Origin of the sequence: Streptomyces sp. NPDC006624 (assembly GCF_040611555.1) — a bacterium.
Classification (GTDB): Bacteria; Actinomycetota; Actinomycetes; order Streptomycetales; family Streptomycetaceae; genus Streptomyces.
The window spans coordinates 211,126-237,042 of record NZ_JBEXOM010000004.1; the positions used below are offsets into that span (position 1 = coordinate 211,126).

At 74.0% G+C, this 25,917-nt stretch carries 26 protein-coding genes; 19 read left to right on the top strand and 7 right to left on the bottom strand.

Going from position 1 to position 25,917, the window contains the following annotated elements; all coding sequences use genetic code 11:
• Positions 1-51 precede the first annotated feature (51 nt).
• Positions 52-852 carry a pyrimidine reductase family protein gene (locus ABZY20_RS09885; RefSeq protein ID WP_356439168.1) on the bottom strand — a complete coding sequence of 267 codons (801 nt, stop codon included), beginning with the start codon at positions 850-852 and terminating at the stop codon, positions 52-54.
• A gap of 37 nt (positions 853-889) precedes the next feature.
• Here ABZY20_RS09885 and zapE point away from each other — a divergent pair, with 37 nt between their 5' ends.
• From zapE to ABZY20_RS09915, 6 genes are all read left to right on the top strand, one after another.
• A complete protein-coding gene (gene zapE / locus ABZY20_RS09890; protein ID WP_356439171.1) occupies positions 890-1,987 on the top strand; it encodes a cell division protein ZapE in 1,098 nt (365 codons plus the stop codon).
• Between the two features lie 198 nt (positions 1,988-2,185).
• On the top strand, positions 2,186-2,614 hold the full coding sequence (locus ABZY20_RS09895; RefSeq protein WP_356439174.1) for a hypothetical protein: 429 nt from the start codon (positions 2,186-2,188) through the stop codon (positions 2,612-2,614).
• 76 nt (positions 2,615-2,690) lie between these two features.
• Positions 2,691-3,272, top strand: coding sequence for a carbonic anhydrase (locus ABZY20_RS09900; protein WP_356439177.1), 582 nt, complete (start codon positions 2,691-2,693; stop codon positions 3,270-3,272).
• A 5-nt stretch (positions 3,273-3,277) separates the two neighbouring features.
• A complete protein-coding gene (locus tag ABZY20_RS09905; RefSeq protein ID WP_356439668.1) occupies positions 3,278-4,780 on the top strand; it encodes a SulP family inorganic anion transporter in 1,503 nt (500 codons plus the stop codon).
• Positions 4,781-4,933: 153 nt separating this feature from the next.
• Positions 4,934-5,944, top strand: a complete 1,011-nt coding sequence (locus tag ABZY20_RS09910) for a slipin family protein (protein WP_356439180.1) — start codon at positions 4,934-4,936, stop codon at positions 5,942-5,944.
• Between the two features lie 90 nt (positions 5,945-6,034).
• Positions 6,035-7,417, top strand: coding sequence for a PhoX family protein (locus ABZY20_RS09915; RefSeq protein WP_356439182.1), 1,383 nt, complete (start codon positions 6,035-6,037; stop codon positions 7,415-7,417).
• A gap of 143 nt (positions 7,418-7,560) precedes the next feature.
• Here the strand turns inward: ABZY20_RS09915 and ABZY20_RS09920 are convergent, their stop codons facing one another.
• Positions 7,561-8,046 carry an SRPBCC domain-containing protein gene (locus ABZY20_RS09920; RefSeq protein WP_356439185.1) on the bottom strand — a complete coding sequence of 162 codons (486 nt, stop codon included), beginning with the start codon at positions 8,044-8,046 and terminating at the stop codon, positions 7,561-7,563.
• A complete protein-coding gene (locus ABZY20_RS09925) occupies positions 8,043-8,447 on the bottom strand; it encodes a metalloregulator ArsR/SmtB family transcription factor (RefSeq protein ID WP_356439188.1) in 405 nt (134 codons plus the stop codon). Before ABZY20_RS09925 ends, ABZY20_RS09920 begins: the two co-directional genes overlap by 4 nt.
• Positions 8,448-8,532: 85 nt before the next feature.
• Between ABZY20_RS09925 and ABZY20_RS09930 the strand changes: the two genes are divergently transcribed.
• The 8 genes from ABZY20_RS09930 to ABZY20_RS09965 all read left to right on the top strand — a co-directional run bounded on the left by ABZY20_RS09930 (position 8,533) and on the right by ABZY20_RS09965 (position 16,825).
• Positions 8,533-10,053, top strand: coding sequence for an FAD-dependent oxidoreductase (locus tag ABZY20_RS09930; RefSeq protein ID WP_356439191.1), 1,521 nt, complete (start codon positions 8,533-8,535; stop codon positions 10,051-10,053).
• Positions 10,054-10,092: 39 nt separating this feature from the next.
• Positions 10,093-10,272: a hypothetical protein gene (locus ABZY20_RS09935; protein WP_210580844.1), complete on the top strand. Its 180-nt coding sequence runs from the start codon at positions 10,093-10,095 to the stop codon at positions 10,270-10,272.
• Positions 10,273-10,420: 148 nt separating this feature from the next.
• On the top strand, positions 10,421-11,140 hold the full coding sequence (locus tag ABZY20_RS09940) for an aminoacyl-tRNA hydrolase (protein ID WP_356439194.1): 720 nt from the start codon (positions 10,421-10,423) through the stop codon (positions 11,138-11,140).
• 111 nt (positions 11,141-11,251) lie between these two features.
• Positions 11,252-11,713 (top strand): hypothetical protein, encoded by a 462-nt coding sequence (locus ABZY20_RS09945; RefSeq protein WP_356439197.1) that lies wholly within the window; start codon positions 11,252-11,254, stop codon positions 11,711-11,713.
• Between the two features lie 124 nt (positions 11,714-11,837).
• Entirely contained in the window at positions 11,838-13,346 is a 1,509-nt protein-coding gene (locus ABZY20_RS09950) for a DUF692 domain-containing protein (protein WP_356439200.1), read from the top strand.
• A 130-nt stretch (positions 13,347-13,476) separates the two neighbouring features.
• Complete coding sequence (locus ABZY20_RS09955) at positions 13,477-14,208, top strand: DUF4142 domain-containing protein (protein ID WP_356439202.1); 732 nt, start codon at positions 13,477-13,479, stop codon at positions 14,206-14,208.
• A gap of 85 nt (positions 14,209-14,293) precedes the next feature.
• Entirely contained in the window at positions 14,294-15,064 is a 771-nt protein-coding gene (locus ABZY20_RS09960; RefSeq protein WP_356439205.1) for a TIGR04222 domain-containing membrane protein, read from the top strand.
• A 114-nt stretch (positions 15,065-15,178) separates the two neighbouring features.
• The gene (locus tag ABZY20_RS09965) at positions 15,179-16,825 is read left to right on the top strand and encodes an alpha/beta hydrolase (RefSeq protein WP_356439208.1); all 1,647 of its coding nucleotides are present in this window, start codon (positions 15,179-15,181) and stop codon (positions 16,823-16,825) included.
• On the opposite strand, the gene hemQ is transcribed toward ABZY20_RS09965, so the two are convergent.
• Positions 16,826-17,557, bottom strand: coding sequence for a hydrogen peroxide-dependent heme synthase (gene hemQ, locus ABZY20_RS09970; protein ID WP_356439211.1), 732 nt, complete (start codon positions 17,555-17,557; stop codon positions 16,826-16,828). It lies immediately after the preceding gene.
• Positions 17,558-17,561: 4 nt separating this feature from the next.
• Positions 17,562-19,022 carry a protoporphyrinogen oxidase gene (gene hemG, locus ABZY20_RS09975; RefSeq protein ID WP_356439214.1) on the bottom strand — a complete coding sequence of 487 codons (1,461 nt, stop codon included), beginning with the start codon at positions 19,020-19,022 and terminating at the stop codon, positions 17,562-17,564.
• A 160-nt stretch (positions 19,023-19,182) separates the two neighbouring features.
• Between hemG and ABZY20_RS09980 the strand changes: the two genes are divergently transcribed.
• Positions 19,183-20,169 carry a DUF4349 domain-containing protein gene (locus ABZY20_RS09980; protein WP_356439217.1) on the top strand — a complete coding sequence of 329 codons (987 nt, stop codon included), beginning with the start codon at positions 19,183-19,185 and terminating at the stop codon, positions 20,167-20,169.
• Between the two features lie 27 nt (positions 20,170-20,196).
• The gene (locus ABZY20_RS09985) at positions 20,197-21,588 is read left to right on the top strand and encodes an FAD-dependent oxidoreductase (RefSeq protein WP_356439220.1); all 1,392 of its coding nucleotides are present in this window, start codon (positions 20,197-20,199) and stop codon (positions 21,586-21,588) included.
• Between the two features lie 17 nt (positions 21,589-21,605).
• On the opposite strand, the gene ABZY20_RS09990 is transcribed toward ABZY20_RS09985, so the two are convergent.
• Positions 21,606-21,938, bottom strand: coding sequence for a hypothetical protein (locus ABZY20_RS09990; RefSeq protein ID WP_356439223.1), 333 nt, complete (start codon positions 21,936-21,938; stop codon positions 21,606-21,608).
• Positions 21,939-22,088: 150 nt separating this feature from the next.
• Here ABZY20_RS09990 and ABZY20_RS09995 point away from each other — a divergent pair, with 150 nt between their 5' ends.
• The gene (locus ABZY20_RS09995; protein ID WP_356439226.1) at positions 22,089-22,907 is read left to right on the top strand and encodes a rhomboid family intramembrane serine protease; all 819 of its coding nucleotides are present in this window, start codon (positions 22,089-22,091) and stop codon (positions 22,905-22,907) included.
• A 40-nt stretch (positions 22,908-22,947) separates the two neighbouring features.
• Here ABZY20_RS09995 and hemE read toward each other — a convergent pair whose 3' ends face one another.
• Entirely contained in the window at positions 22,948-24,015 is a 1,068-nt protein-coding gene (gene hemE, locus ABZY20_RS10000) for a uroporphyrinogen decarboxylase (protein WP_356439228.1), read from the bottom strand.
• A gap of 101 nt (positions 24,016-24,116) precedes the next feature.
• Between hemE and ABZY20_RS10005 the strand changes: the two genes are divergently transcribed.
• Positions 24,117-24,791, top strand: coding sequence for a DUF3000 domain-containing protein (locus ABZY20_RS10005; RefSeq protein WP_356439231.1), 675 nt, complete (start codon positions 24,117-24,119; stop codon positions 24,789-24,791).
• 333 nt (positions 24,792-25,124) lie between these two features.
• Positions 25,125-25,787 (top strand): response regulator transcription factor, encoded by a 663-nt coding sequence (locus ABZY20_RS10010; RefSeq protein WP_003993737.1) that lies wholly within the window; start codon positions 25,125-25,127, stop codon positions 25,785-25,787.
• Positions 25,788-25,917: the final 130 nt, after the last annotated feature.

The window sequence follows — 25,917 nt, forward strand, 5'->3', positions numbered from 1 at the left end:
CGGCCGTCCGGCCGCCGACACCTTGTACCCCGGGTCCCGCGCTTCAGTACCTCAGGTCCGCCCGTACCGCGTGAACAGGAATCCGTCCTCCTCGATCACGGACAGCAGCGAGAAGCGCTGCGGGACCCGGACGGCCGGGCCGCCGGCGATGCGCTGGGCGTCGCCGGCCGTGAGCATCGGCGAGACCGTGAGGCACAGTTCGTCCAGGACGCCGGCCGCGACCATCTGCCCCAGCAGCCGGGGCCCGCCCTCGGTCAGCAGCCGGGTGTGGCCGAGACCGGCCAGGGCCCGGACCGCCCTCGCGGGGTCCACGCCGAGGCCGTCGCCGGCGGTGACCACCCGCGCGCCGGCCCGCTCGGCGGCGGCGACCCGGCCGGGGTCGGCCCCGGCGCCGGTGAGGATCAGGGTGGGCACCAGGGGCGAGGTGAACAGCGGGAGCGAGAAGTCCAGGTCCAGGCCGGCCGTGACCACCGCGATCGCGGGCGCGGGCGGCTGCCCGGCCGCTTCCCGCATCGCCGCGAACTCCGCGCGCGCCCGGGCCGGCCGGTACCCCTCCTGCCGCACGGTCTCCGCCCCGACGACCACGACGTCGGCCAGCGCCCGCAGCGTGCCGAAGACGCGCATGTCGGCGGCGCAGGAGATGGGCTGCGAACGCCCCTCGTGCTGGGCGGCGCCGTCCAGGGTGGACACCATGTTCGCCCGCAGCCACGGCACCGGCCCCCCGGGACCGGGCCCGGGATAGGCGTACGCGGCGGCCAGCCCGGCCAGGCTCCACTCCCCGGCCGCCTCGGCGGGGGTGCCGCCCGGGGCCGGAGCTGCTGTTTCGTCGGTCACAGGGAACAGGCGTCGCATGCCGTGCAGTGTTCCACGCCCCGTAGCATGGTGAACCGTGTCCTCTTCCCCCGCCGCCTCCGGAACCGGCCCGGTGACCGACCCGGCCCCGCTCTCCCTGTGCGCCCGCGAGCCGCACGTCCCCGCGGACCGGCTCGTCGCCGAGATGGTGCCGCCCCCTCGGTTCGACTCCGTACGGTTCGGCACGTACATACCGGACGCTGGCCAGCCGAGTCAGTCGGAGGCCGTCCGGGTCCTGGAGGACTTCGCCGGGGGCCTGGGCGCGGGCACCGGCCCGGGCAGGCGGCGCCTGTTCGGCTTCGGCAAACCGGCGAAGAAGACCCCCGCCGGACCGCGCGGCGTCTACCTCGACGGCGGCTACGGCGTCGGCAAGACCCACCTGCTGGCCTCCCTCTGGCACGCCACCCCGGCCGAGCCCGAGCTGAAGGCGTTCGGCACCTTCGTGGAGCTGACCAACCTGGTCGGCGCCCTCGGGTTCCAGCAGACGGTGCAGACCCTGTCCGGCCACCGTCTGCTGTGCATCGACGAGTTCGAGCTCGACGACCCCGGCGACACCGTCCTCGTCTCCACCCTGCTGGGCAAGCTCGTGGACGCGGGCGTCGCACTCGCCGCCACCTCCAACACGCTGCCCGGCAAGCTCGGCGAGGGCCGGTTCGCGGCGGCCGACTTCCTGCGCGAGATCCAGGGCCTGTCGGCCCACTTCCGCGCGCTGCGCATCGACGGCGAGGACTACCGCCACCGCGGCCTGCCGGAGGCTCCGCCGCCGTACTCCGACGAGCTGGTGACCAAGACGGCGCACGCCACCGAGGGCGCCTCCCTCGACACGTTCCCGGCCCTGCTGGAGCACCTGGCCCGGGTCCACCCCAGCCGGTACGGCGCGCTGACCGACGGGGTCAGGGCCGTCTGCCTCACCGGGGTGCGGGCGGTTCCCGACCAGTCGACGGCGCTCCGGCTGGTCGTGCTGGCCGACCGGCTCTACGACCGCGAGGTGCCCGTGATGGCCTCGGGTCTGCCCTTCGACCGGTTGTTCAGCGAGGAGATGCTGAAGGGCGGTTACCGCAAGAAGTACTTCCGGGCGATCTCCCGGCTCACCGCCCTCGCCCGCGACGCGGGGGCCCTGGCGAACCGGGCGTGAACATCGGCCCGACACCGCGCCAACTGCCGTGAGGAAGGGGCCGGTTCCAGCCGAGCCACCCACGGTTTTCAGGCTCTCTTCAGCTTGAAACGTTAAGTTAACCCTGCAAACGACGTTGCAGGGTTAACGTGTTTCTTGACCAGCCGTTGACCAACTGTTGGTCTTCGCCAGACCTGCGAGCCGGCTGAAGGGGGGCGCATGTACCGAGGTGCGACGGCACGGACCGTGCTCACCTTCCTCGCCGCCCTCCTGCTCGCCCTTCAGTTCTTCGCACCGACGGCTTCCTTCGCAACCGCGCACACGCCCAGTCAAGTCGAGGCCAAGGCCCAGCCCGGAACCAAGCCCTCCGGGACGTCCGCGCGCTCCGGAACCACGATCTCCGGCACAGTGCTCCGCGACGAGATCGTCACCTGCCGCGCCGGCCACCGCGGGGACCCGACCGGTCCCGCGCGGAACCGGAACCGGTCCCACAGCGCCGACTTCGCGCCCTCCGCGCCCGATCGGCCGCTGCCGAGGCACATCCAGCCGACGGCGGACGAACCGGCCCGGCCCGGCGCCGCGCACCGAGGCACACCGAGATCCCCGGCCTCGCACACCCCGGCGGCGCTGCAGGTCTTCCGCTGCTGAGCAGCAGAGCAGCCCCCCACCCTCTGTCATGCCCGTCCGACGCGCCCCCACGCGCGCCAGGAGGAGTCACACACTCATGCAGCCCCTCATCGACAACGCCCGCATGTTCGGACAGCGCCCTGAGGAGTTCGCCCGCCTCGCCGAGGGCCAGTCCCCCGACGTCCTGTTCATCACCTGCTCCGACTCCAGGGTCGTCCCGGCCCTGATCACCGGTGCCCGCCCCGGCGAGCTCTTCGAGCTGCGCACCGCGGGCAACGTCGTTCCCCCCTACACCCTCGACCACCCCACCTCCGAGGCGGCCACGATCGAGTACGCCGTGGAGGTCCTCGGCGTGCGGGACATCGTGGTCTGCGGCCACTCGCACTGCGGCGCCGTGGGCGCGGTGGTGCGCGGCGACGACCTCGCCTCCGTACCGGCCGTGCGCGACTGGCTCGCGCACGCCGCCGACCAGCCCGCCTGCTCGGACCCGGCCGACCCGACGGTCGCCGAGGCCGTGCAGAACCACGTCCTCACCCAGCTGCTGCGGCTGCGCTCGTACCCGTGTGTCGAGAAGCGCCTCGACGCGGGCGGACTGCGCCTGCACGGCTGGTACTACGAGGTCCACACCGGCATCGTGCGCGAACACCGCGCCGCGTCCGACACGTTCGAGACGCTCTGAAGGGGCTGGTGACCGTGCTGTCGAAGTTCCCCTACCTGAGGCAGGACTTCCTCGCCTCCATAGTCGTCTTCCTGGTCGCCGTGCCGCTCTGCGTCGGGGTGGCCGTCGCCTCCGGCGTCCCGGCCGAACTCGGCCTGATCACGGGCATCGTGGGCGGCATCCTCACCGGTCTCATGCCGGGCAGCAGCCTCCAGGTGTCCGGGCCCGCCGCGGGTCTGACCGTGCTGGTCTTCGAGGCGGTCAGCGAGTTCGGCGTCGCCGCGCTCGGGGTGATCGTGCTGTTCGCCGGCCTCCTCCAGCTCGCCATGGGCTTCTTCGGGATAGGCCGCTGGTTCAGGGCGATCTCCGTCTCGGTGGTCGAGGGCATGCTCTGCGGCATCGGTCTGGTGATCATCGCCGGGCAGATCTACGCGGCGGCCGGCCTGAAGGCCCCCGAGAGCGGCATCGGCAAGATCGCGGGACTGCCGGGCGCCCTCGCCGACGCCCTGACCGACACCGGGGCCCTGACCTCGCTGGCGATCGGCGCGGGCACCATCGCCGTCATCGTGCTGTGGGCGAGGATGCCGAAGGCGGTGCGGTCCGTGCCGGGCGCCCTCGCGGCGGTGGTGCTGGCCACGGTCGCCACGCTCGTCTTCGGGCTTCAGGTGGCCACGGTCGAGGTGGAGGGCCTGCTCGGCGTCATCCAGCCGCCCGGGGCCGGGGCCTTCGGCGAGCTGGCCGGCCCGGCCATCTGGGGCACGATCATCGCGTTCGCGCTGATCGCCTCCGCGGAGAGCCTGTTCAGCGCGGCGGCCGTGGACCGGCTGCACAACGGTCCGCGCACCCAGTACGACAAGGAGATGATCGCCCAGGGCGCGGGCAACACCGTGTGCGGGCTGCTCGGCGCGCTGCCGATGACCGCGGTGATCGTCCGCAGCTCGGCCAACGTCAACGCGGGCGCCAAGACCAAGGCGTCGAGGGTGCTGCACGGTGTGTGGCTGCTGCTGTTCGCCGCCGCGATGCCGTGGGCGCTGGCCCTGATCCCGATTCCCGCCCTCGCCGGCATCCTGGTGCACGCGGGCTGGAAGCTGATCCCCTTCCGCCAGGTGGTGGCGCTGTGGCGCGGCCACAAGGGCGAGGCGCTCATCCTGGTCGTCACCGCCGTGTCGATCGTCGCGGTGAACATGTTCGAGGGCGTGCTGATCGGTCTGGCCCTGTCGGTGGTGAAGACCGCCTGGGAGGCCTCGCACGTCAAGCTGGAGATCATAGACAAGGGCGCCGGCCCCATCCAGGCGTACCTGTCGGGCAACGCGACCTTCCTGCGGCTGCCCAAGATCCTGGACGCCCTGGAGAGCCTGCCGCAGGACCGCCCGGTCGAGCTGGACCTGAAGGGCCTGCACCACCTCGACCACGCCTGCCGCACGGCTCTGGAGAGCTGGGCCGAACGCCACAGCGCGACCGGCACCGAACCGGTGAAGGTCACGCAGGCCCAGGCGGCACCGGACGGCGAGACGGTCTCGGCGCCCTAGGACGCTCCCCGAGGTCCCCGGTCCGGGGCGCGCAGCCGGCGCGCCCCGGATCACGCGTGTCCGGCCCCGGTCCCGGAGGCATGGCCGCCAGCCCGATCCGGGGCATATCGTTACAGAAGTAGACGAAACGAGACCTCTGCAGAGGAGGTCGGCATGGTCGCAGAGCTGATCGGGGCGGTGGCGGCGGTCTGCGCCGGCGGTCTGGTGTATCTGGCCGCGGCGGCCCGGGTCGTCAAGCAGTACGAACGCGGGGTCGTCTTCCGGCTGGGGCGCCTGTACGGGGACGTGCGGCGGCCCGGATTCACCACCGTCATCCCGGGTGTGGACCGGATGCGCAAGGTCAACATGCAGATCGTGACCATGCCGGTCCCGGCCCAGGAGGGCATCACCCGCGACAACGTGACCGTGCGGGTGGACGCGGTGGTGTACTTCAAGGTCGTCGACCCGGCGGCGGCGGTCGTCAACGTCGAGGACTACCGTTTCGCCGTCTCGCAGATGGCCCAGACCTCGCTTCGCTCGATCATCGGCAAGAGCGAGCTGGACGACCTGCTGTCCAACCGGGAGAAGCTCAACCAGGGCCTGGAGCTGATGATCGACAGCCCGGCCGTGGAGTGGGGCGTCACCATCGACCGCGTGGAGATCAAGGACGTCTCCCTGCCGGACACGATGAAGCGCTCCATGGCCCGCCAGGCGGAGGCGGACCGCGAGCGGCGCGCCCGGCTGATCAACGCGGACGCCGAGTACCAGGCCTCGAAGAAGCTGGCCCAGGCCGCCCACCAGATGGCGGACACGCCCTCGGCGCTCCAGCTCCGGCTGCTGCAGACGGTGATGGCCGTGGCGGCGGAGAAGAACTCCACGCTGGTGCTGCCCATCCCGGTGGAGCTGCTGCGCTTCCTGGAGCGGGGCCGCGAGACGGGCCCGCGGGCGTCGGCCGGGGACGACGCGCGGGCGCCGGAAGGCGCGGAGGCCACGCAGGAGTTGGAGGGCGCGCAGGAACTGGCAAAGGGAGACGCACTGGAGAGTGCGGAGGCGCTGGAGGGAGCGGCGGCAGCGGAGGCCGCGCGGACGCCGGAGGACGCGCAGGCATCCGCCGACGACGCCCTGGGCGCCACGGAAGAGGCGAGGAAGGCCATGGAGGCGCTGCGGCACGCGGTCGAGCAGTGACGCGTGCTACGCGCGTGGTTCCCGTGGCCCGCACCAGGTGATAGACACAGCGGGATCACCGTCCCTGTCCGCCAGCAGGAAGGTTGTCCCATGACCGAAACCGCTCCCTCCGCGACACGACGTCAGATGCTCGCCGGTGCGGGCGCCCTGGGCCTCGGGATCGCGTTCTCCGGTGCCCTGCCGGAACTCTTCGCCGGCACGGCCGCCGCCCAGGGCCTCGGCCACCACGGCTACGGCCCGCTCCTCCCCGACCCCCGAGGTCTGCTCGACCTGCCGAAAGGTTTCAGCTACCGGGTGCTCTCCCGCGAGGGCGACCAGCTCCGCTCCGGCGAGGGCGCGGTCCCCTCCAACCACGACGGCATGGCGGCCTTCGGGGGCCGCGGCGGCCGGGTCCACCTGGTCCGCAACCACGAGAACCGGGTCAGTGGCCGGGTCCCGGTCCCCGCGGTGGAGGGCCTCACCTACGACCCGGCCGGCAAGGGCGGCTGTACGGCGCTGACGCTGGACGCGCGCAACCGCGTCCTGTCGGAGCGCGTCGCGATCGCCGGTACGGCGGTCAACTGCGCGGGCGGGCCCACCCCTTGGGGCACCTGGCTGACCTGCGAGGAGACCGAGGACAAGGCGGGCACCAACGGCTACACCAAGGACCACGGCTTCATCTTCGAGGTCGATCCGGTCGACCCGCACCGCACGGGAGCCGTACCGCTGACCGCGATGGGCCGCTTCCAGCACGAGGCGATCGCCGTCGACCCGCGGCGGGGCGTGGTGTACGAGACCGAGGACGCCTTCGAGAAGCCCTTCGGCCTCTTCTACCGCTTCCTGCCGGACCGGCCGCTGGGCGGCCGGGGTTCGCTGCGCGCGGGCGGCCGGCTCCAGGCCATGCGCGTGCCCGGCGTGCCGGACCTGTCCTCGATCCAGGAGACCGGCACCTCGTTCGACCGCGTCGAGTGGGTGGACGTACCGGATCCGCAGGCCGCGCAGACCCCGATCCGCCTCCAGGACTTCGGCCGCGGGGGCATCACCCACGCCCAGAAGCTGGAGGGCTGCTACTGGGGCGGCCGGTCGGTGTACTTCGTGTCGTCCTTCGCGCGCTCCGCGGAGGGCTCGGCGGGCGACCACTACGGGCAGATCTGGCGCTACGACCCGGACCGCCGCCGGCTGACCCTGGTGATCGTCTTCGGCGCGGACACCGACGTGCAGCTGCCGGGCGAGTCCCCGGACAACATCTGCCTGGCGCCCAGCGGCGGCCTCATGGTCTGCGAGGACGGCGGCGGCGCCCAGCACGTGTACGGCGTGACCAGGCGCGGCGAGGTCTACGCGATGGCCCGCAACCGGCAGAACACCGGCACCCCGGAGGAGCCCGAGTGGGGTGAGTTCGCCGGGGTGACCTTCTCGCCCGACGGCGACACGATGTACGTCAACTGCTACGCGCCCGGCACCACGTTCGCGGTGACCGGCCCCTGGCACCGGTAGTGCGGGCCCGTCCGCGGCGGGGCACCGGTCGGAGCACCGGTCGGTGCCCCGCCGCGGAGAAGACACGGGACGGAAGAGGGCCCGGTCACGGGACCGACCAGGACCGACCGGGACCGGCCGGGACCGTCGGGCGGCCGGGTGGTTCAGGCCGCCAGCAGGGCGTCGATCTGGCCGAGGGCCTCCTTCAGTCCTTCCTCCATGCCCATGGCGACCAGCTGCTCCATCTGCTCGCGCGAGTCGAACAGGGAGCGCATCTCCATGCGCGTGCCGTCGCCGTGCTCGCTCAGGCGCACCGTGACGGACATCGTCGGCATGTCGTCCTTGGGCTTGCCGTCGTCGTCGGCGAAGCCGTCGGTGAACTCCAGCGACGTCGGCTCGGAGACCGAGGTGATCCGCCACCAGCCGCGGTGCCGGTCGCCCTCGGGGCCGGTCATGAAGTAGGTGACCGCGCCGCCGGGCGTCAGATCGTGCTCCTCCACCGTCGCCGGGTAGGTCGGCGGACCCCACCAGCGCTCCAGCTGCCGGGGGTCGGCCCACAGCCGCCACACCCGCTCGACCGGGGCGGCGAAGTCGGCGACCACCGTGAGGGTGAGGCGGTCGAGGTCCTTGTCGACACTGGTGACACTCATCGCTCGGTTCCTTCCGTCATGTCGTTCTCCGGGGCTCGGACTTGGTCTTCGGCTTCGACTCCGGCTCCGGTGTCCTCGGCCAGCAGCCGGGCCATCCGGTCCACCCGTCCGCGCCATGCCGACTCGAGTTCGTCGAGGGCCCGGCGTGCGCGGCCCACCGCTTCGGGGTCGGTGCGCACGAGCTGCTCCCGTCCGCTGCGCTGCTTGGTGACCAGGCCGGCCCGCTCCAGCACCGCGACGTGCTTCTGCACCGCCGCGAAGCTCATCGGATAGGCCTCGGCCAGCCGCGACACCGACAGCCGCCCGCGCACGCAGCGGCGCAGTATGTCCCGGCGCGTGGTGTCGGCCAGGGCGTGGAACAGCCGGTCCACCGTCTCGTCGCTCAGCTCATCTACAACCATTTGGTTGTACGTTAGTCCCGCCCGCTCCGTCTGTAAAGCGGCGCGCCCGACACTGAAGCCGGCCGGCCGGGGTACTCGGTGCCGCATGAGCGAGAAGCAGCAGGTCAGCAGCTCGTACTGGCTCGATACGGCACCGGACGGCCGCCATCCGGCGCTGTCCGAGGACCTGGACGTCGACGTGGCGGTGATCGGCGGCGGGATCGCCGGACTGTGCACGGCGTGGGAGCTGACCCGGGCCGGGCGGAGCGTGGCGGTCCTGGAGGCCGGACGGGTGGCGGCCGGGGTCACCGGGCACACCACCGCCAAGGTCACCGCCCTGCACTCACTCGTCTACGACAAGCTCCGCCGCACCCGCGGCCCCGACGGGGCGCGGCTGTACGCCCGCTCCCAGTCCGAGGCGATCGAGCGGGCCGCCGGGATCGCCGCGGAACTCGGCGTCGACTGCGACTGGGAGACCAGGGACGCGTACACGTACGCGACGGACGAGGGCAGGACCGAGGAGCTGCGCGCCGAGGCGCGGGCGGCGGCGGAGGCCGGGCTGCCCGCCTCGTTCGTGACGGAGACCGGGCTGCCCTTCCCGGTGGCGGGCGCGGTCCGGGTCACCGGCCAGGCCCAGTTCCACCCGCGCAAGTACCTGCTGGCCCTCGCCGCCGACCTGGCCGGGCGCGGCGGGCGGATCTTCGAGGACACCACCGTCCTCGGTCTGGAAGAGGGCGAGCCGTGCCGGCTGTCGACCACGACCGGGGCGACGGTCCGGGCCCGTGACGTGGTCGTCGCGACGCACTACCCGATCTTCGACCGCGCCCTGCTCTTCGCCCGCCTCTCCCCGCGCCGCGAACTGGTCGTCGCCGGGACGATCCCCGCGGAGCGGGACCCGGACGGCATGTTCATCACGCCCGAGGAGGGCACCCGCTCGGTGCGCACGGCGCCCCACGCGAGCGCGGGCCGGCGGCTGCTCATCGTCACCGGCGAGCACTTCACGCCCGGCACCGGCGACCCGCGGGCCCGGTTCGAACGCCTCACCTCCTGGGCCACCGAGCGCTTCCCTGACCTGGAGGTGACCCACCGCTGGGCCACCCAGGACATCGACCCCACGGACACCGTGCCGATGGTCGGCCCGCTGCACGCGGGAGCCCGGCACGCGTACGTGGCCACCGGCTTCGGCGGCTGGGGCATGAGCGGCGGCATGATGGCGGGCCGTCTCCTCGCCGCGCAGATCACCGGCGAGGAGTGCGCGTGGAGCGCGCTGTACGACCCGCGCCGGGTGAAGCCGGCCCTGCGGGAGGCGCCGTCGTTCCTCAAGACCCAGGCCAAGGTCGCCGGGCACTTCGTGGGCGACCGGCTGCGGCCCTCGCCGCCGGTGGAGTCCCTGCCGCCGGGCGAGGGTGCCGTGGTCCGCGCCGGCGGTCACCGCGTCGCCGTGTACCGGGACGACGACGGGGCCCTCCACGCGGTCTCCGCCCGCTGCACGCACCTGGGCTGCCTGGTCGACTTCAACGCCGCCGAGCGCGCCTGGGAGTGCCCCTGCCACGGTTCCCGTTTCGACACGGACGGCAAGGTGATCCAGGGACCGGCGACCAAGCCGCTGGAGCGCCGGGACATCTGACCGCCCGGTGGCGCCCCGCGCCCGGCCTACGCTGGAAGCATGAGCGAGGACGACTACTGCCTGATCGACGCGACCAGGCCGCCCAAGGCGGACGGGCCGCCGTACGCGGAGTGTGTGCTGTGCCGGGAACCCACGGAGTACCCGGAGTCCTACAAGGGCATCACCCTGTGCCCCGTCTGCGAGTGGCAGGAGGCGCAGCGCACGGCCTGCTCCGGGTGAACGCGCATTGCTCGGAGGGGGAGGCACAGGAGGCAACGCGCACTGCTCGAGGTGAGGCACGGGAGGCGAGCGCCCGCCGGTCACCCGGCCCGGGCTGGGTGATGCGGGCCCCGGTCCGCACGATCTTCCGGCTGGCACACTGGGACGCGTGAGCGAAGACCCGGCCCCCGTGAGCGACAGCCCCTTCCGGTCCGACCCCTCGGCGCGCGACGCGGCACCGCAGTTCGTGCTGCCGCTGGTCGTGCGGATCGAGCGGACGGACCCGCCGGCGCGCACCGACGCGCTGGAGACCGCGGCCCGCGCCGTGCTGACGATCCTCGCCGACGAGCGGTCGGCGGGCGACGGCGCGTGGGCGCAGGTCATGCGGGACTGGCAGGACGCCCGGATCCGCAAGGTGGTGCGGCGGGCCCGCGGCGCCGAGTGGCGGCGGGCCGGCGCACTGCCCGGCATCACCGTCACCGGCAAGGCGGCCGAGGTGCGGGTCTTCCCGCCGGTCCCGCTGGACGGCTGGCCCAAGGACCTGGCCCGGCTCCAGGTCTCCGGCACCGACCTGGACGACCCGGAACCCCCGGTGGCCGCCGACCCGGCCGCGCCGGTGCTGTGGCTGAACCCGGGCCTCGGCATGTCGGCCGGCAAGGCGATGGCCCAGGCCGGTCACGCCGCCCAGCTGGCCTGGTGGGAGCTGTCCGGTGAGGAGCGGGCCGCCTGGCGCGACGCGGGCTTCCCCCTCTCGGTACGGACGGCCGACCCGGCGCGCTGGGACGAACTGACGTCGAGCGGACTGCCGTTGGTGCGCGACGCCGGTTTCACGGAGATCGCACCCGGCTCGTGCACCGTGGTCGCCGACCACCCGGCACTGCGCCGGTAGGTCCCCGGGCGGGGCGGCTCCCCGGTCACCCTTTCGGAGCAGTCGCGGGCGCGGCGGCGGCGGACGGGTGCTCCAGTGGGGTTACCGGACACCCTGACCCTGGAGGCAGCCATGACCAGCGCCGCGCCCCCTCCCCCCGCTCCGCCCGCGCCCGGCGACCGGCGGCCCGGCGGCCCGGACTCCGGCGGTGCCGGCGACGCGTGGGCGGCCGGGGGACTCGCGCTCGGCGGCACCCTGATGATCGTCTTCGGTCTCTTCGGGGTGCTGCAGGGCATCGCGGCGATCGCCGACGACGAGGTGTACACGAGCTTCGGCGACTACGTCTTCGAGTTCGACCTGACCGCGTGGGGCTGGATCCACCTGATCGTCGGCGTGCTCGTGGTGGCGGCCGGGTTCGCCCTGTTCACCGGCTCCCCCTGGGCCCGGGTGGCGGGCGCGGTCGTGGTCGGTCTGGCGCTGATCGCGAACTTCATGTGGCTGCCGTACCAGCCGTTCTGGTCGATCATCATGATCGTGACCGGCCTGTTCGTCCTCTGGTCGCTGTTCAGCTACCGCTCCGCGCGCCCGCTGTAGCCGGCCGCGGAAGCGCCGAACCTCAAATCTTGCTCTGAAGCCGGGCCGGTCGGGGTTGGCCGCCGGACGGCTGGGCCATACCCCCCTCACGTTCGAGGATCCGGACGGGCGGAGGAGGGGGACGATGGAGCGACTGGGGACGGGCATCGGGTGGCGGCCGGAGATCGCGGACGCCGTGGAGCGCATGCCGGGGATCGACTGGGTCGAGGCCGTGGCCGAGAACGTCTGCCCCGGACATCTGCCCGAGTCGCTGCAGCGGCTGCGCGAACGCGGCGTCACCGTGGTGCCGCACGGCGTCTCCCTGGGCCTCGGGGGCGCGGACCGGCCCGACGAGGGCCGTCTGGCCGCGCTGGCCGAGCGGGTGGAGGCGCTCGGTTCGCCGCTGGTCACCGAGCACATCGCGTTCGTACGGGCGGGCGGCGCCCTGACGGCGTCCCCGCACCTGGAGGCGGGCCATCTGCTGCCCGTGCCCCGCACCCGGGACGCCCTCGACGTGCTTTGCGAGAACGTGCGCATCGCACAGCGGGCGCTGCCGGTGCCGCTGGCCGTCGAGAACATCGCCGCGCTGTTCTCCTGGCCCGGGGAGGAGATGACGGAGGGTCAGTTCCTGTACGAGCTGGCCGACCGCACGGGCGTCCGGCTCCTCATCGACGTGGCCAACCTGCACACCAACCACGTCAACCGCGGCGAGGACCCGGCGAAGGCCCTCGCCGAACTCCCCCTGGAGGCCATCGCCTACGTCCATGTCGCCGGCGGTTTCGAACGCGACGGCGTCTGGCACGACAGCCACGCCCACCCGGTCCCCCGGCCGGTCCTGGACGTCCTGACCGATCTGGCCTCGCGCGTGGCGCCTCCGGGCGTCCTGCTGGAACGGGACGAGAACTTCCCGGAACCGGCCGAGCTGGAGGGCGAGTTGGCCTCGATCCGCCGGGCCGTGGAGGCCGGGGCGGTGGAGCGGGTGAAGACCGGGCTCCGCGCGGCGGGGAGCGCCGCCGCGCTGCGGGCGGGGACCGCGACCGGCGGCCGGGGACCGGAGCGTGGCGACGCGTCCGCGCGAGACGGGTCCGGGGCGCGGCCGGCGCACGGGCGGCACAGCGAGACCCGCGGCGACGACGGCGAGCGGCCCGCAGCGGGCAGCCCCTCGTCGCGGGACACCGAGACCGGGGCGGCCGAGGCGACACGGGGCGTCTTCGGCCTGCCCCACCCCGGTCGCGCCGGGGAGGCACGGGAGCGGCTGGGGCTCGCCCAGGCCGCGCTGCTGTCGGCACTGGTCGCGGGCACCCCGGCGCCCGAGGGGTTCGACCGGGTGCGGCTCGGCGTGCAGGTGCGGGCGCTGGCCGCGAAGCGGGCGGACGTCGTGGCGAAGGTCGCGCCCGAGCTGCCGGTGATCCTCGGGCGGGAGTACCGGTCGGCCTTCCTCGACTACGCCCAGACCCGGCCGATGACCGGCGGCTACCGGCGCGACGCGCTCACCTTCGCCGAGCACCTGCTGTCGGGGGCGCGGCCCGCGGACGCCGCCGCCCTGCGGGAGCTGCGGCGGTGGTGGCTGGAGCGGTCGGGCCCCGCGCCCCGCTCGCGCCGCCCCGCCCAGCGGCTGGCCCGCGCCACCCGCAGGGTGCTGCTGCGCCGCTGAACCGCGGCCCACGCCTGCCCCAGATGCAACCATTCGTCCCCTTACGGCAGTTGACACGGACCGCGCAGTACGATGTCGACCCCGCACCCGAAGCGCACTGGCGTGCGGTGCCGTACCAGGAGACACCACCATGCGACCGCGACCCCCTGTCCAGGGCCGAGGCGTCATCAGCGGCACGGGGCTCATCGTCACGTGCCTGGCCGCGACGCTCGCCGCGCTGCTCATCCCGCTCTGGTCGTTCGCCGGCCGGCCCGGGACGGCGGCGAACACACTGAGCGCCCAGACCCTGCAGACGAGCTACGGACCCCTGTCCGCCCTCGACCAGGACTTCCTCGTCAAGGTCCGGCTGGCCGGACTGTGGGAGGGACCGGCGGGACGGCAGGCCCGGACGAAGGGGACCACGCCCGCGGTCCGGACGGCGGGCCGGCATCTCGTCGAGGGGCACCGGCACCTGGACGAGCGGGTCCTTCAGACGGCGTCCCGGCTGAACCTCGACCTGCCCGACGAGCCCAGCGCCCAGCAGAAGCAGTGGCTGGCCACGCTCGACGCGGCCCGGGGCGCGGAGTACGACCGGCAGTTCGCCACCCTCCTGCGCGTGGCGCACGGCAGGGTGTTCCCCGTCGTCGCCCAGGTCCGCGCGAGCACCCGCAACTCCCTGGTGCGCGCCCTCGCCGACGACGCCAACGCGACCGTCCTCGACCACATCAAGGTCCTGGAGGCCACGGGGTACGTCGACTACGACGCGGTGGCGCGCGACACGGCCGGCGCCGGCGACGCCCCACCCCCGGCCGCCCCGGCCCCCATGCCCTCCGCCACCTTCACGCTCCCGCCGCCCGCCTACCGCCCGCCACCGGGGCAGTAAACGGAACGTCACATACCGACAACACTCCGTCGAAGTTGTGAACAGGGCATGGTGCTTTCGCAACCGTGTCACATACAAACAACATATGCTCTGGGTTCTTTTCCTGCTGGCGGCCTGGGCCGTGGCCGGCACGGCGTGCACCCGCCTGTGCCTGGCCGCCGTGCGCGCCGCGGGCAGCGACACGGACGGTGGCCGGGTCCGCGAACTCACGGTGTACGAGGCCGCGTTCCTCTCCGGCGGCCCCCGGCGGGTGGCCGACGTGACCCTCGTCGCCATGGCGCGCCAGCGGCGCCTGCTGCTGGCCCACACCGGCTGGGCGACGGTCGTCGACCCGCGCGGGCGGGACGAGATGGAGCGGTCGGTCATAGGGGCGATCGGGCCCGGGGGCCAGTCCCGGATCGCGCCGGTGCGGGCCTCCGCCGCGGCGGCGGACGCGGTGCGCGGGATCGCCGACGGGCTGGTGCGCGCGGGGCTGGCGGTGCCCGACAGCGACCGCACGACGGTCGCGGCGGCCGTCCGGCAGGTGCGCTGGGCGGCCGTGGCCGTGTCCGGCCTGGGCGTCGTCGCGCTGCTGGCACCGGTCCCGCCGGACATGCCGAGGCACCTGGTGGCGCTCTGGTTCGCGCTGCCGCTGGCCCTGACCCTGAGCTGTCTGGCCATCGCGCGCATCGAGGTGCACCCGTACTCGCGCTGGGCCTCCCCGGCCGGGCGGCGGCTGCTCGGCGCGCTGACCCGGAGCGCGGACGGCACCGCCGACGACCGTACGTACCTCACCTCCGTGGCCGTGCGCGGGGTCCGCGCGATCGGCGAACCCGACCTGCGCGCCGCGTTCACGCACCGCGAGGGGCACGACTGACCGACCGGGGGCGCGCGGGGGCTCCCGCGGCGACACCGGCGGACGGTCCTTGTCTTCCCCCGCCCCCGCACGAAACATCCCTTGGGTCGCCACCGTGCACCGAAGGGACACCCGATGAGAACCGCCGCCCTGCTCTGTTCGGCCGCGGGGACCCTGCTGCTGGGCACCCTCACCGCCGTCCCGGACGCCGAAACCGGGACCGAGGCCGCGGAGACGCGTGGTACCGCGCTGGCCGCCGCCCGGGCCAGGGCCGCCGGGATCGACTTCGGCCCGTGCCCCGACGCGCAGGACCTGCCCGGCAGCATGCGGTGCGGCACCGTGCGCGTCCCGCTGGACTACGCCCGCCCGGACGGCGAGCAGATCCGCCTCACCGTCAGCAGGGCCCTGGCCACGCGCAAGGACCCGGGCGGCACCCGGCGGGAGGTCCGCCGGCAGGGCGCCCTGGTCCACAACCCCGGCGGCCCCGGCGCCACCGGGCTGTACTTCCCGCTCATCGGCCTGCTCCCCGAGTGGAAGCGGATCGCCGCCGCCTACGACCTCGTCGGCTACGCCCCGCGCGGGGTGAGCCCGTCGGCGCCGCTGTCGTGCAAGGACCCGAAGCAGTTCTTCCAGGGACCCTCGCAGGCGCCCACACACCCCTCGGAGGCGTACAAGAGGCAGCGCATCGCGCAGGCGAAGGCGTACGCGCGCGGCTGCGCCGAGCGGGCCGGGGACGCGCTGCGGCACTACCACTCGCTCAACAACGCCCGCGACCTCGACGTGGTGCGCGCCGCGCTCGGCGAGGAGCGGCTGACGTTCCTGGGCTCGTCCTACGGCACCTACTTCGGCGCCCTGTACGCGACGCTGTTCCCCTCGCACGTGCGGCGGATGGTGTTCGACTCGGTGGTCGACCCCCGCCCGGGGCGGCTCTGGTACCGCAACAACCTCGCCCAGTCGGCCGCGTTCGAGGGCCGCTGGCGGGACGTGAAGGAGTGGATCGCCCGGCACCACCGCGTGTACGGGCTGGGCAGGACCGCCCGGGAGGTGCAGCGCGGCTACGAGCGGGCGAGCGCGCGGCTGGCCGCCGAACCGGCCGGCGGGAAGGTCGGCCCGGGCCAGCTGCAGGGGGCGTTCCTGCAGGCCGGGTACTACGACGACCAGTGGCCGCACCGGGCGCACGCGCTGTCGGCGTACCTCAGGGGCGATCCCGGGCCGCTGGTCGAGCAGGCGCAGCAGTACCCGGAGGCGGCCGCCGAGGCGGAGAACACGCGGGCGGTGTACCTGGCCGTGGAGTGCAACGACGCCCCGTGGCCCACCGACTGGCGGGTGTGGGACCGGGACAACACACGGCTCGCGCGGGTGGCGCCCTTCGAGACCTGGGACAACGTGTGGGCGAACCTGCCCTGCGCCTACTGGCCGGCGCCCCGGCAGCGGCCGCTCGACGTGGGGGCCGGGCCGGGCGAGCTGCCGCCGACGCTGATCCTGGCCGCCGAGCGGGACGCGGCCACGCCGTACCGCGGGGCCCTGGAACTGCGCGACCGGCTCGCCGGCTCGGTGCTGGTCACCGAACGCGGCGCCGGGGCGCACGGCCTCGCGGGCGGGCCGAACCCCTGCGTCAACGGTCACCTGGAGGCGTACCTCCTGGAGGGGCGGCTGCCGGGGCGGCGCGCGGACTGCGCGCCGCACGCCGAACCCGAGCCGCGCGCCCCCGCGCAGCCGGCCGCACGCGCCGAGCGTCCGGCGGCCCCGGGCGGGCCCGGGAGCGCCGGACGGCTCCGCTGATCAGGCCAGACCGGCGACCAGCTCGGCGACGTCCTTGCGGCGGCCCGTGTAGAACGGGACCTCCTCGCGGACGTGCATCCGGGCCTCCGAGCCGCGCAGGTGGCGCATGAGGTCGACGATGCGGTACAGCTCGTCGGCCTCGAAGGCGAGGATCCACTCGTAGTCGCCGAGGGAGAACGACGCGACGGTGTTGGCACGCACGTCCGGGTAGCCGCGGGCCATCTTGCCGTGGTCGGCGAGCATGCGGCGGCGGTCCTCGTCGGGCAGCAGGTACCAGTCGTAGGAGCGCACGAAGGGGTAGACGCTCACGTAGGCGCGGGGCGTCTCGTCGGCGAGGAAGGCCGGGATGTGCGAGCGGTTGAACTCGGCGGGGCGGTGCAGCGCCATGTTCGACCAGACCGGCTCCAGCGCGCGGCCCAGCTTCGTGCGGCGGAAGAGGTTGTACGCCTCCTGCAGTTCGTCGCTGGTCTCCGCGTGCCACCAGATCATCACGTCGGCGTCGGCCCGCAGGCCCGAGACGTCGTACGTGCCGCGGACGGTCACGTCCTTGGCGGCGAGCTGGTCGAACAGCTCCTGGACCTCGTCGGCGTACCCGGCGCGGTCCTCGGGGAGCACGTCCTTCAGCTTGAAGACGGACCAGAGCGTGTAGCGGATGACCTCGTTGAGGTCCTTGGCCAGCTTGCCCTTGTTCGGGATCCTGCCGGTCTCGGGGGAAGGGGCGTCGTTGCTCATGTCCTCATTCTCCTGCTCCGCCGTGCAGACTCTGCACCGGGTGGGCGGTGAGCTCCTGCACACGGCGCAGGTCGCCCTGGATCTGGTCCACGGCCGCGTACGCGCTCGCGACGCAGGCCGGGATGCCGACGCCGTCGTACGCGGCGCCGCAGACGGCGAGCCCGGGGAGCCGGGCGACGTGCTCGCGGATCCGGGCCACGCGCGCGTGGTGGCCGACCGGGTACTGGGGCAGGCCGCCGTCCCAGCGGGTGACGCGGGTGGCGACGGGGGTGGCGTCCAGGCCGGTGGCGGCCTTCAGGTCGTGCCGGGAGACGTCCACCAGCTCGGCGTCGTCACGCCCGAGGATCTCGGTCTCGCCGTAGCGGCCGACGGAGGTGCGCACGACGGTCAGGTCCGGGTTCTCGTCGGCGATCCAGCCCCACTTGCGCGAGGCGAACGTCGAGGCCTTGATGGTGTGCCCGTCGACCGGCGGGACGAGGAAGCCGCTGCCCTCGGGCAGGGCCGCCTCGGACCGGCGGTAGGCGAGCGTGATCAGGGCCATGGAGGCGTACTCGACGGTGTCCAGCTCGGCGGCGGCTCCCGGGCTCTCGGCGCGCAGGAGCCGGGCGGCGGCGGGGGCGGGGACGGCGACGACCACGGCGTCCGCCCGCCACTGCCGGTCCCCGACGGCGACCCGCCAGCCGCCCTCCGAGGTGCGGCGCAGCTCCGTCACCGGTGTCCCGGTGAGGATCTCGCCCCCGCGGGCGCGGACCGACTCGGCCACCGCGAGCGGCAGGGTGCCCACGCCGCCCCGGATGCCCGTGAAGACCGGGCCGGTCTGCCGGGCGGCGGCCGCCCTGGCCTGGATCGCGCGGACGCCCTCCGTCAGGGAGGCGTGGGTACGGGCGGCCTCGAAGAGCTGGGGGACGGCCGAGCGCAGGGAGATGCGGTAGGCGTCGCCCGCGTACACACCGCCCAGCAGGGGCTCCACCAGGCGGTCGACGACCTCGCGGCCGAGGCGCTCCGCGACGTACTCCCCGACGGCCACGTCGTCGCCGATCTCCGTGCGGGGCAGGTCGGCGTCGCGGTCGATGCGGGCCAGGCCCTCGTCGGACAGCACGCCGGACAGGGCGGCGGAGGTGCCGGGCACCCCCATGACGTGCCCCTTCGGCATGGGGCGCAGGGCGCCGCGGGTCCAGATCGAGGCCGTGGCGGTGGCCGGCGGCTGGAGGCGGTCGGCGAGGCCCGCCTCCCGGGCGAGCTCCACCGCCTCGGGGCGGCGGGCCAGCATCGACTCGGCGCCGAGGTCGACGCGGGCGCCCGCGATCTCCCCGGGCAGCAGCTTGCCGCCCACCCGCTCCGAGGCCTCCAGCACGGTGACCCGCGCCCCGCTGTCCAGCAGCCGGTGCGCCGCGGCCAGCCCCGCGACACCCGCCCCGATGACGACGACCTGACCCACGCCCGCACGGGCTCGTCCTTCGCGCATGACCCCAGCCTCTCAGACCCCGCCGGCAGCGCCGCCGCCGCGCCCCGGTGTCCGCCGCGAGTCCCGACCGTGACCGCATCGGAACCGTCCCGCGCCAAACGTCCGGGGCCGTCCGGGCGTCCAAGAGACGTCAGCCGAACCGAACCCGGGGGATGCCCGCATGCGCACACGACGACCCGTCCCGGCCCTGGCCGCCCTGCTGCTGGCCGCGGCCCTCGCCCTCACCGGGTGCAGCGCCGGTGAGGACTCCGCCGGCAGCTCCGCCTCCGACCGCGGGCTCGCCGCGCCCCAGGCGGACGACAAGGCCGGAGCGAAGGAGGCCGCACCCGGCGGCGCCGGAAGCGCGGCCGGGGGCGGTGCCCGGGCGACCGCGCCGCCGAAGCTCACCCCGAACCACATCATCCGCACGGCCTCGCTGACCGTGCAGGTCAAGGACGTCCCCAAGGCCCTGGCCGAGGCCCGCACGAGCGTCGAGAACGCGGGCGGCTACCTCGCCGACGAGACCACCAGCCGCGACGGGGAGGGACACGAGCGCACCCGGGTGGTGCTGCGCGTGCCCGTGGAGAAGTACGACGAGGTCCTCACCGGCCTGGAGGGCGCCGGCAAGCTCCTCGACCGCAACGCCAAGGCCGAGGACGTCACCGACCAGGTCGTCGACGTGGAGAGCCGGATCAAGTCCCAGCGCACCAGCGTGGCCCGGATCCGCGAGCTGATGGACCGCGCCACCAAGCTCAGCGACGTGGTGACCCTGGAGGGCGAGCTGAGCACCCGCCAGGCCGACCTGGAGGCGCTGCTCGCCCGGCAGGAGTCCCTGAAGGACCGCACGAGCCTCGCCACGATCACGCTGTCGCTGTCCGAGACGCCGGTGACGCGGGAAGCCGAGGACGAGGAGCCGGGCTTCCTGGACGCGCTCGCGGGCGGCTGGGACGCGTTCCTGACGATGCTGCGCTGGCTCGCGGTGGTCCTCGGCGCCGTCCTGCCGTTCGCGGCGGTGGCGGCCGTGCTCGCGCTGCTGTGGCTGCGCGTCGTACGCCCCCGCCTGACGCGCCGCCCAAGCCCCGCGCCCGCGACGGCCACGACCGGCTCGCTCCCGGTGGCCCGCCCGGCGCCCGAGGCGCACTCCCCGCGGCCGGACGGGCAGGACTGAAATGCCGCGCTCCCGTAGCGTGTTCGCATGAGCATGAGCCGTACGCGCAGGGAGCGACTGGTCGTGGTCGGCGGTGACGCCGCGGGCATGTCCGCGGCGTCACAGGCCCGTCGGCTGAAGGGCCCCGACGAACTGGAGATCGTGGCGTTCGAACGGGGCCACTTCACGTCGTACTCGGCGTGCGGCATCCCGTACTGGGTGGGCGGCGACGTCACCGACCGGGACCGGCTGATCGCCCGCACGCCCGAGGAGCACCGCGCGCGGGACATCGGTGTGCGGCTGCGCACCGAGGTCACCGAGCTCGACCTGGACGGGCAGCGGGTCCGCGCACGCGACCTCGACTCCGGTGCGGAGTCCTGGACGCCGTACGACAAGCTCGTGATCGCGACCGGCGCGCGGCCGATCCGGCCCGACCTGCCCGGGGCCGACGCGGCCGGGGTGCACGGCGTGCAGACGCTGGACGACGGGCAAGCGCTGCTGGACACGCTGGCCCGCACGCGCGGCCGGCGCGCGGTGGTCGTGGGGGCCGGGTACATCGGGGTCGAGATGGCCGAGGCGCTCATCAACCGCGGCTACGAGGTGACCGTCGTCAACCGCGGCAGCGAGCCCATGTCGACCCTCGACCCCGACATGGGGCGCCTGGTGCACCGGGCCATGGAGGGCCTGGGCATCACGATGGTCAACGACGCCGAGGTCACGAAGATCCTCACCGGTGACGGGGGCCGGGTCCGCGCGGTGGCCACCGCGGACGACGAGTTCCCGGCGGACGTCGTCGTGCTCGGCATCGGCGTCCGCCCCGAGACGGCCCTCGCCCGCGCGGCCGGTCTCCCGCTCGGCGCGCACGGCGGGCTGCTCACCGACCGTTCGATGCGGGTGCGCGGCCACGGGAACGTCTGGGCCGGCGGCGACTGCGTCGAGGTCCTCGACCTGGTCTCCGGTCAGGAGCGGCACATCCCGCTCGGCACCCACGCCAACAAGCACGGCCAGGTCATCGGCACCAACGCCGGCGGCGGTTACGCCACGTTCCCCGGCGTGGTCGGCACGGCGGTCAGCAAGGTCTGCGACCTGGAGATCGCGCGCACGGGCCTGCGCGAGAAGGACGCCCACCGGGTGGGCCTGCGCTTCGAGGCGGTCACCATCGAGTCGACCAGCCGCGCGGGCTACTACCCGAACGCCTCCCCCATGACGGTCAAGATGCTCGCCGAACTGCGCACGGGCCGCCTCCTCGGCGTCCAGATCGTCGGCCGGGAGGGCGCGGGCAAGCGCGTCGACATCGCGGCCGTGGCCCTCACGGCGGGCATGACGGTGGAACAGATGACCGCCCTGGACCTCGGCTACGCCCCGCCCTTCTCCCCGGTCTGGGACCCGGTCCTGGTGGCGGCCCGCAAGGCGGCGGCGAAGGTCCGCGGTTCCGCGTAGGGCACCGGCGCCGTCCGCTAGGCCGTCCCCGCCGTGCCGTTGATCCGGTCGATCGCCTGCCGGGCCTGCTCGGCGGGCGGCCGGGACGGCAGGGACGACACCGACGCCGGCGCGGCCGTCACCGCCGGGGGCTGCTCGCCCGCCGGCTTGGCGTGCGCGGCGACCCGCGTCGACCGCAGCCGGTGGCTCACCGCCTCGTCCAGGGTCACGGGCCGCCGCATCTGGGAGGCCAGCCGCCCCGCCTCCTGGCCGAGACGCGCCACGTCCTCCCAGGGCAGCCGCACCACCAGCGTCAGCTCCGCCTCACCGTCGGGCAGCGCGTGCATCGGAGGAGTCACTCGGTCGTTCATCGCCTGTTCCTCACGTCGGCCCCGCGGCACGCCTTCCCCGCGCCGCGAGCGGTTGCCGACACATACGCACGCGCGGACGGCCGCGTTCACCGGCCGCTCCGATTCACCGTCGCACCGATTCACCGGCGGCGCTCCGGGCACCTGTGTGAGGTGGTCATCCCCGTCCATGACGTGAACCCGGCGCGGCGCACCCCGTGGGTGACGTACGCGCTGCTCGCCGCCTGCGTCGTCGCGTTCCTGCTCACTCCCGGCATGGCCGGCTCCGTGACGGGCGACGGCAGCCTGGCGCAGCTGTGCCGCCTCCAGGCGTTCCTGGACCAGTACGCGGCGGTGCCGAGAGAGCTGATCCACCATCAGATGCCCCGGCTGGTGCCCACGGGCGACGTCGGGGTCGGCCCGCAGGGCCCGGGCTGCGTGGTGGGCCCGCCGCCCTACGCCAAGTCGCCGGAACTGAGCGTCCTGACGGCGATGTTCCTGCACGGCGGGTGGCTGCACCTGCTGGGCAACATGCTGTTCCTGTGGATCTTCGGCAACAACGTCGAGGACCGCATGGGACATGTGCGGTTCCTGCTGTTCTACCTGGTCTGCGGCTACGCGGCGTCCTACGCCTTCGCGCTCCTGGACGCCGGCTCGGGCGCCCCGCTGATCGGCGCCTCGGGGGCGATCGCCGGGGTGCTGGGCGCCTATCTGGTGCTGTACCCGAAGGCCCGGGTCTGGGTGCTCGTGCCGTTCCTGATCTTCCTGCCGCTGCGGCTGCCGGCCTGGATCGTGCTGGGCCTGTGGTTCGTGCTGCAGGCGGTGTACTCCGCGGGCGGGGGCGTCTTTGACGCGGGCACGGTGGCGTACACGGCGCACGTCGCCGGTTTCCTCGCCGGCATGCTGATCGCCTGGCCGCTGCGGCGGGGCACGCCGCCCCCTCCGGAACCGCGCGGCATCCTGTTCGGCAGGCAGGCCCGGCCCACCTGGTGACGGTGTTGCGCGGCGCGGTCCGGAGGGCGGGAGGGCCCGGTCAGCGGGCCGTCCGGGTGTGGACGTACTCCACGAGCCGTGTGAGCGCGTCGGGGTCCGTGGACGGCATGACGCCGTGGCCGAGGTTGAAGACGTGGCCCTCCAGGCCGGCCGCGGAGTCCAGCACCTCGCGGGTCTTGGCCTCGACGGCCTCGGTGGGGGCGAACAGCACGGTCGGGTCGAGGTTGCCCTGCAGCGCCTTGCCGGGCCCGACACGGCGGGCGGCCTCGTCCATCGGCACGCGCCAGTCGACGCCGACGACGTCCGCGCCGGCCTCGCCCATGAGGCCCAGCAGCTCGCCGGTGCCGACGCCGAAGTGGATGCGCGGCACGCCGTAACCGGCCACCGCCTCGAAGACCTTCGCCGAGGCCGGCAGCACCGAGCGGCGGTAGTCGACGGGCGCCAGGGCGCCGGCCCAGGAGTCGAACAGCTGGACCGCCGAGGCGCCCGCCTCGATCTGCACCTTCAGGAAGGCGGCCGTGATGCCGGCGAGGCGGTCGAGCAGGTCGGCCCACAGCTCGGGGTCGCCGTACATCATCGCCTTGGCGTTCTCGTACGTGCGGGACGGGCCGCCCTCGACGAGGTAGCTGGCGAGGGTGAAGGGGGCGCCGGCGAAGCCGATCAGGGGCGTGGCGCCGAGCTCGCGGGTCAGCAGGCCGATGGCCTCGGTGACGTAGGAGACGTCCTCGGGGGTCAGGTCGCGCAACCGGTCGAGATCGGCGCGGGTGCGGATCGGGCGCTCGACGACCGGGCCGACGCCGGGCTTGATGTCGAGGTCGATGCCGATGGCCTTGAGTGGCACGACGATGTCGCTGAAGTAGATCGCCGCGTCCACGCCGTGCCGGCGCACCGGCTGCAGGGTGATCTCCGTGACCAGTTCCGGCCGCATGCAGGACTCGAGCATCGGAACGCCCTCGCGCACCTTGCGGTACTCCGGCAGCGAGCGCCCGGCCTGCCGCATGAACCACACCGGCGTGTGCGGGACGGGCTCGCGCCGGCACGCCTTGAGGAAGGCGGAGTCGTACGGGGCGGACGGCTGCTGGGCCCGGGGGGCGTCGTTGGCACTCACGGGCCAAGTTTCGCACGCCGTCCGACGGCGTGATCCAGCCCCTGGGCAGGCGCGGGGTGTCTAGCCCGGCACCCGGCGCCCGGTCACCGTAATCTTCCCGCATGGCTGCGGCTCAGGGACGAAGGTCGGACGGCGCTGGCGGAATGGACGAAGCGAAGGACACCGAGCACAACGGGCGGGGGACGGACACGACCCCGGCGCCCTTCCGGGCCGCCGTCGACGCGCTGAGGACGGCGCGGCTGCGGCCCCAGATCGAGATCGAGCCGACACCCCCGCCGAAGCGGCTCGCCCCCTACAGCCACGCGCTGGAGGCGGCGGTCGTGGACGGCGACCAGGACCTGGCGGACGGCCGCCTGGTGCTGCTGCACGACCCGGCCGGGCACGACGCCTGGCGGGGCACCTTCCGGCTGGTGACGCTGGTGCGCGCGGAACTGGAGCCGGAGATGGCCGCGGACCCGCTGCTGCCGGAGGTGTGCTGGTCCTGGCTGACCGGCGCGCTGCAGGCGCGCGGGCTGACCTACGGCGAGCCCAGCGGCACGGTCACCCGTGCGAGCTCCCACTACTTCGGGGGCCTGTCCGCGCGCCCGGCGGCCTCGCAGATCGAGATCCGGGCGTCGTGGACGCCGCGCGAGGGTCTGGGCGGGGTTCCGGACACGGCGGCCCACCTGGCGTCCTGGTGCGATCTGCTCGCCCAGGTCGCGGGGCTGCCGCCGGCCGGGCCGGGCGACGCGTCGGTCGTGACGCTGCCCCAGCGGCGAGGGCCGCAGTCCCGCTGACCGGCCTCTGACCGAACCCCGACCGCCCCGCGCTGATCGAGCCTGCGCGGGGCGGTCAGCGCTTTCCTGCCGACGATCACACCCCGGTCCCCCTCTTGGCCGAATCACTTTGTCGATACGGCCACTTTCGAAGCCGTACCGACGCAGACCGAAACCGTTCGGCCTTCGAATGATCGACCGCGTGTCCGAATTGCGCGCATTGTTATCACCGATTCGTGATCATTCTCTAAAGGCGGAGCGACCTGCTGCCGAAGACGACTGTGACCTTGAAAGCACGGTTCGTCCCGGCTTCACCCCCACGAGCCGGCCCCGTCCCGCACCCCAGGAGGCCTGGTGTCCGTTCTCCTCGAGCAGCCCGCAAGCCTGGTCGCCTACCGCCCGAACAAGCCGACCGCCATGGTGGTCGTGGCCGACCCGCGCGTCCGCTCCACCGTCACCCGCCACCTGTGGGCGCTCGGTGTACGCGACGTCATCGAGGCCTCGTCCATCGCGGAGGCTCGTCCCCGCATCGGCAACCCCCGCGACATCTGTGTCGCCGACGTCCACCTGCCGGATGGCTCCGGCCTCACCCTGCTGTCCGAGACCCGCGCCGCGGGCTGGCCCAACGGGCTCGCCCTCTCCGCCGCCGACGACATCGGCGCCGTGCGCAACGCCCTCGCGGGCGGTGTGAAGGGCTACGTCGTCACCGGCACGCGCACCAACGTCGGGCTCCCCACCCGGCCGGGCGCCGCCCCCATCGGCGCCGCCGCCGCGCGTCTGCACCGCCGCCCCCCGGGTGCCCCGAGTCACCCGGGCGGCTACCGCGAGCTGTCCGGTCGCGAGGTCGAGGTGCTGCGGCTGGTCGCGGAGGGCCAGTCGAACAAGGCGATCGGCGTCTCCATGGGCCTGTCCGCCCTGACCGTCAAGAGCCACCTCGCCCGCATCGCCCGCAAGCTCGGCACGGGCGACCGGGCCGGGATGGTGGCGGTGGCCCTGCGCACCGGAATCATCCACTGACCCGCTCCCCCTCCCACCCCTTGTGATCACTCCCTCACCGGAAAAGGGGCCGGTGACCCGGTCCCCCGCCCCCTATGAACGGTTCGCGAACCCGCTGCTTCCCCGGCGTGACTGGTTTGCGACCCCACGG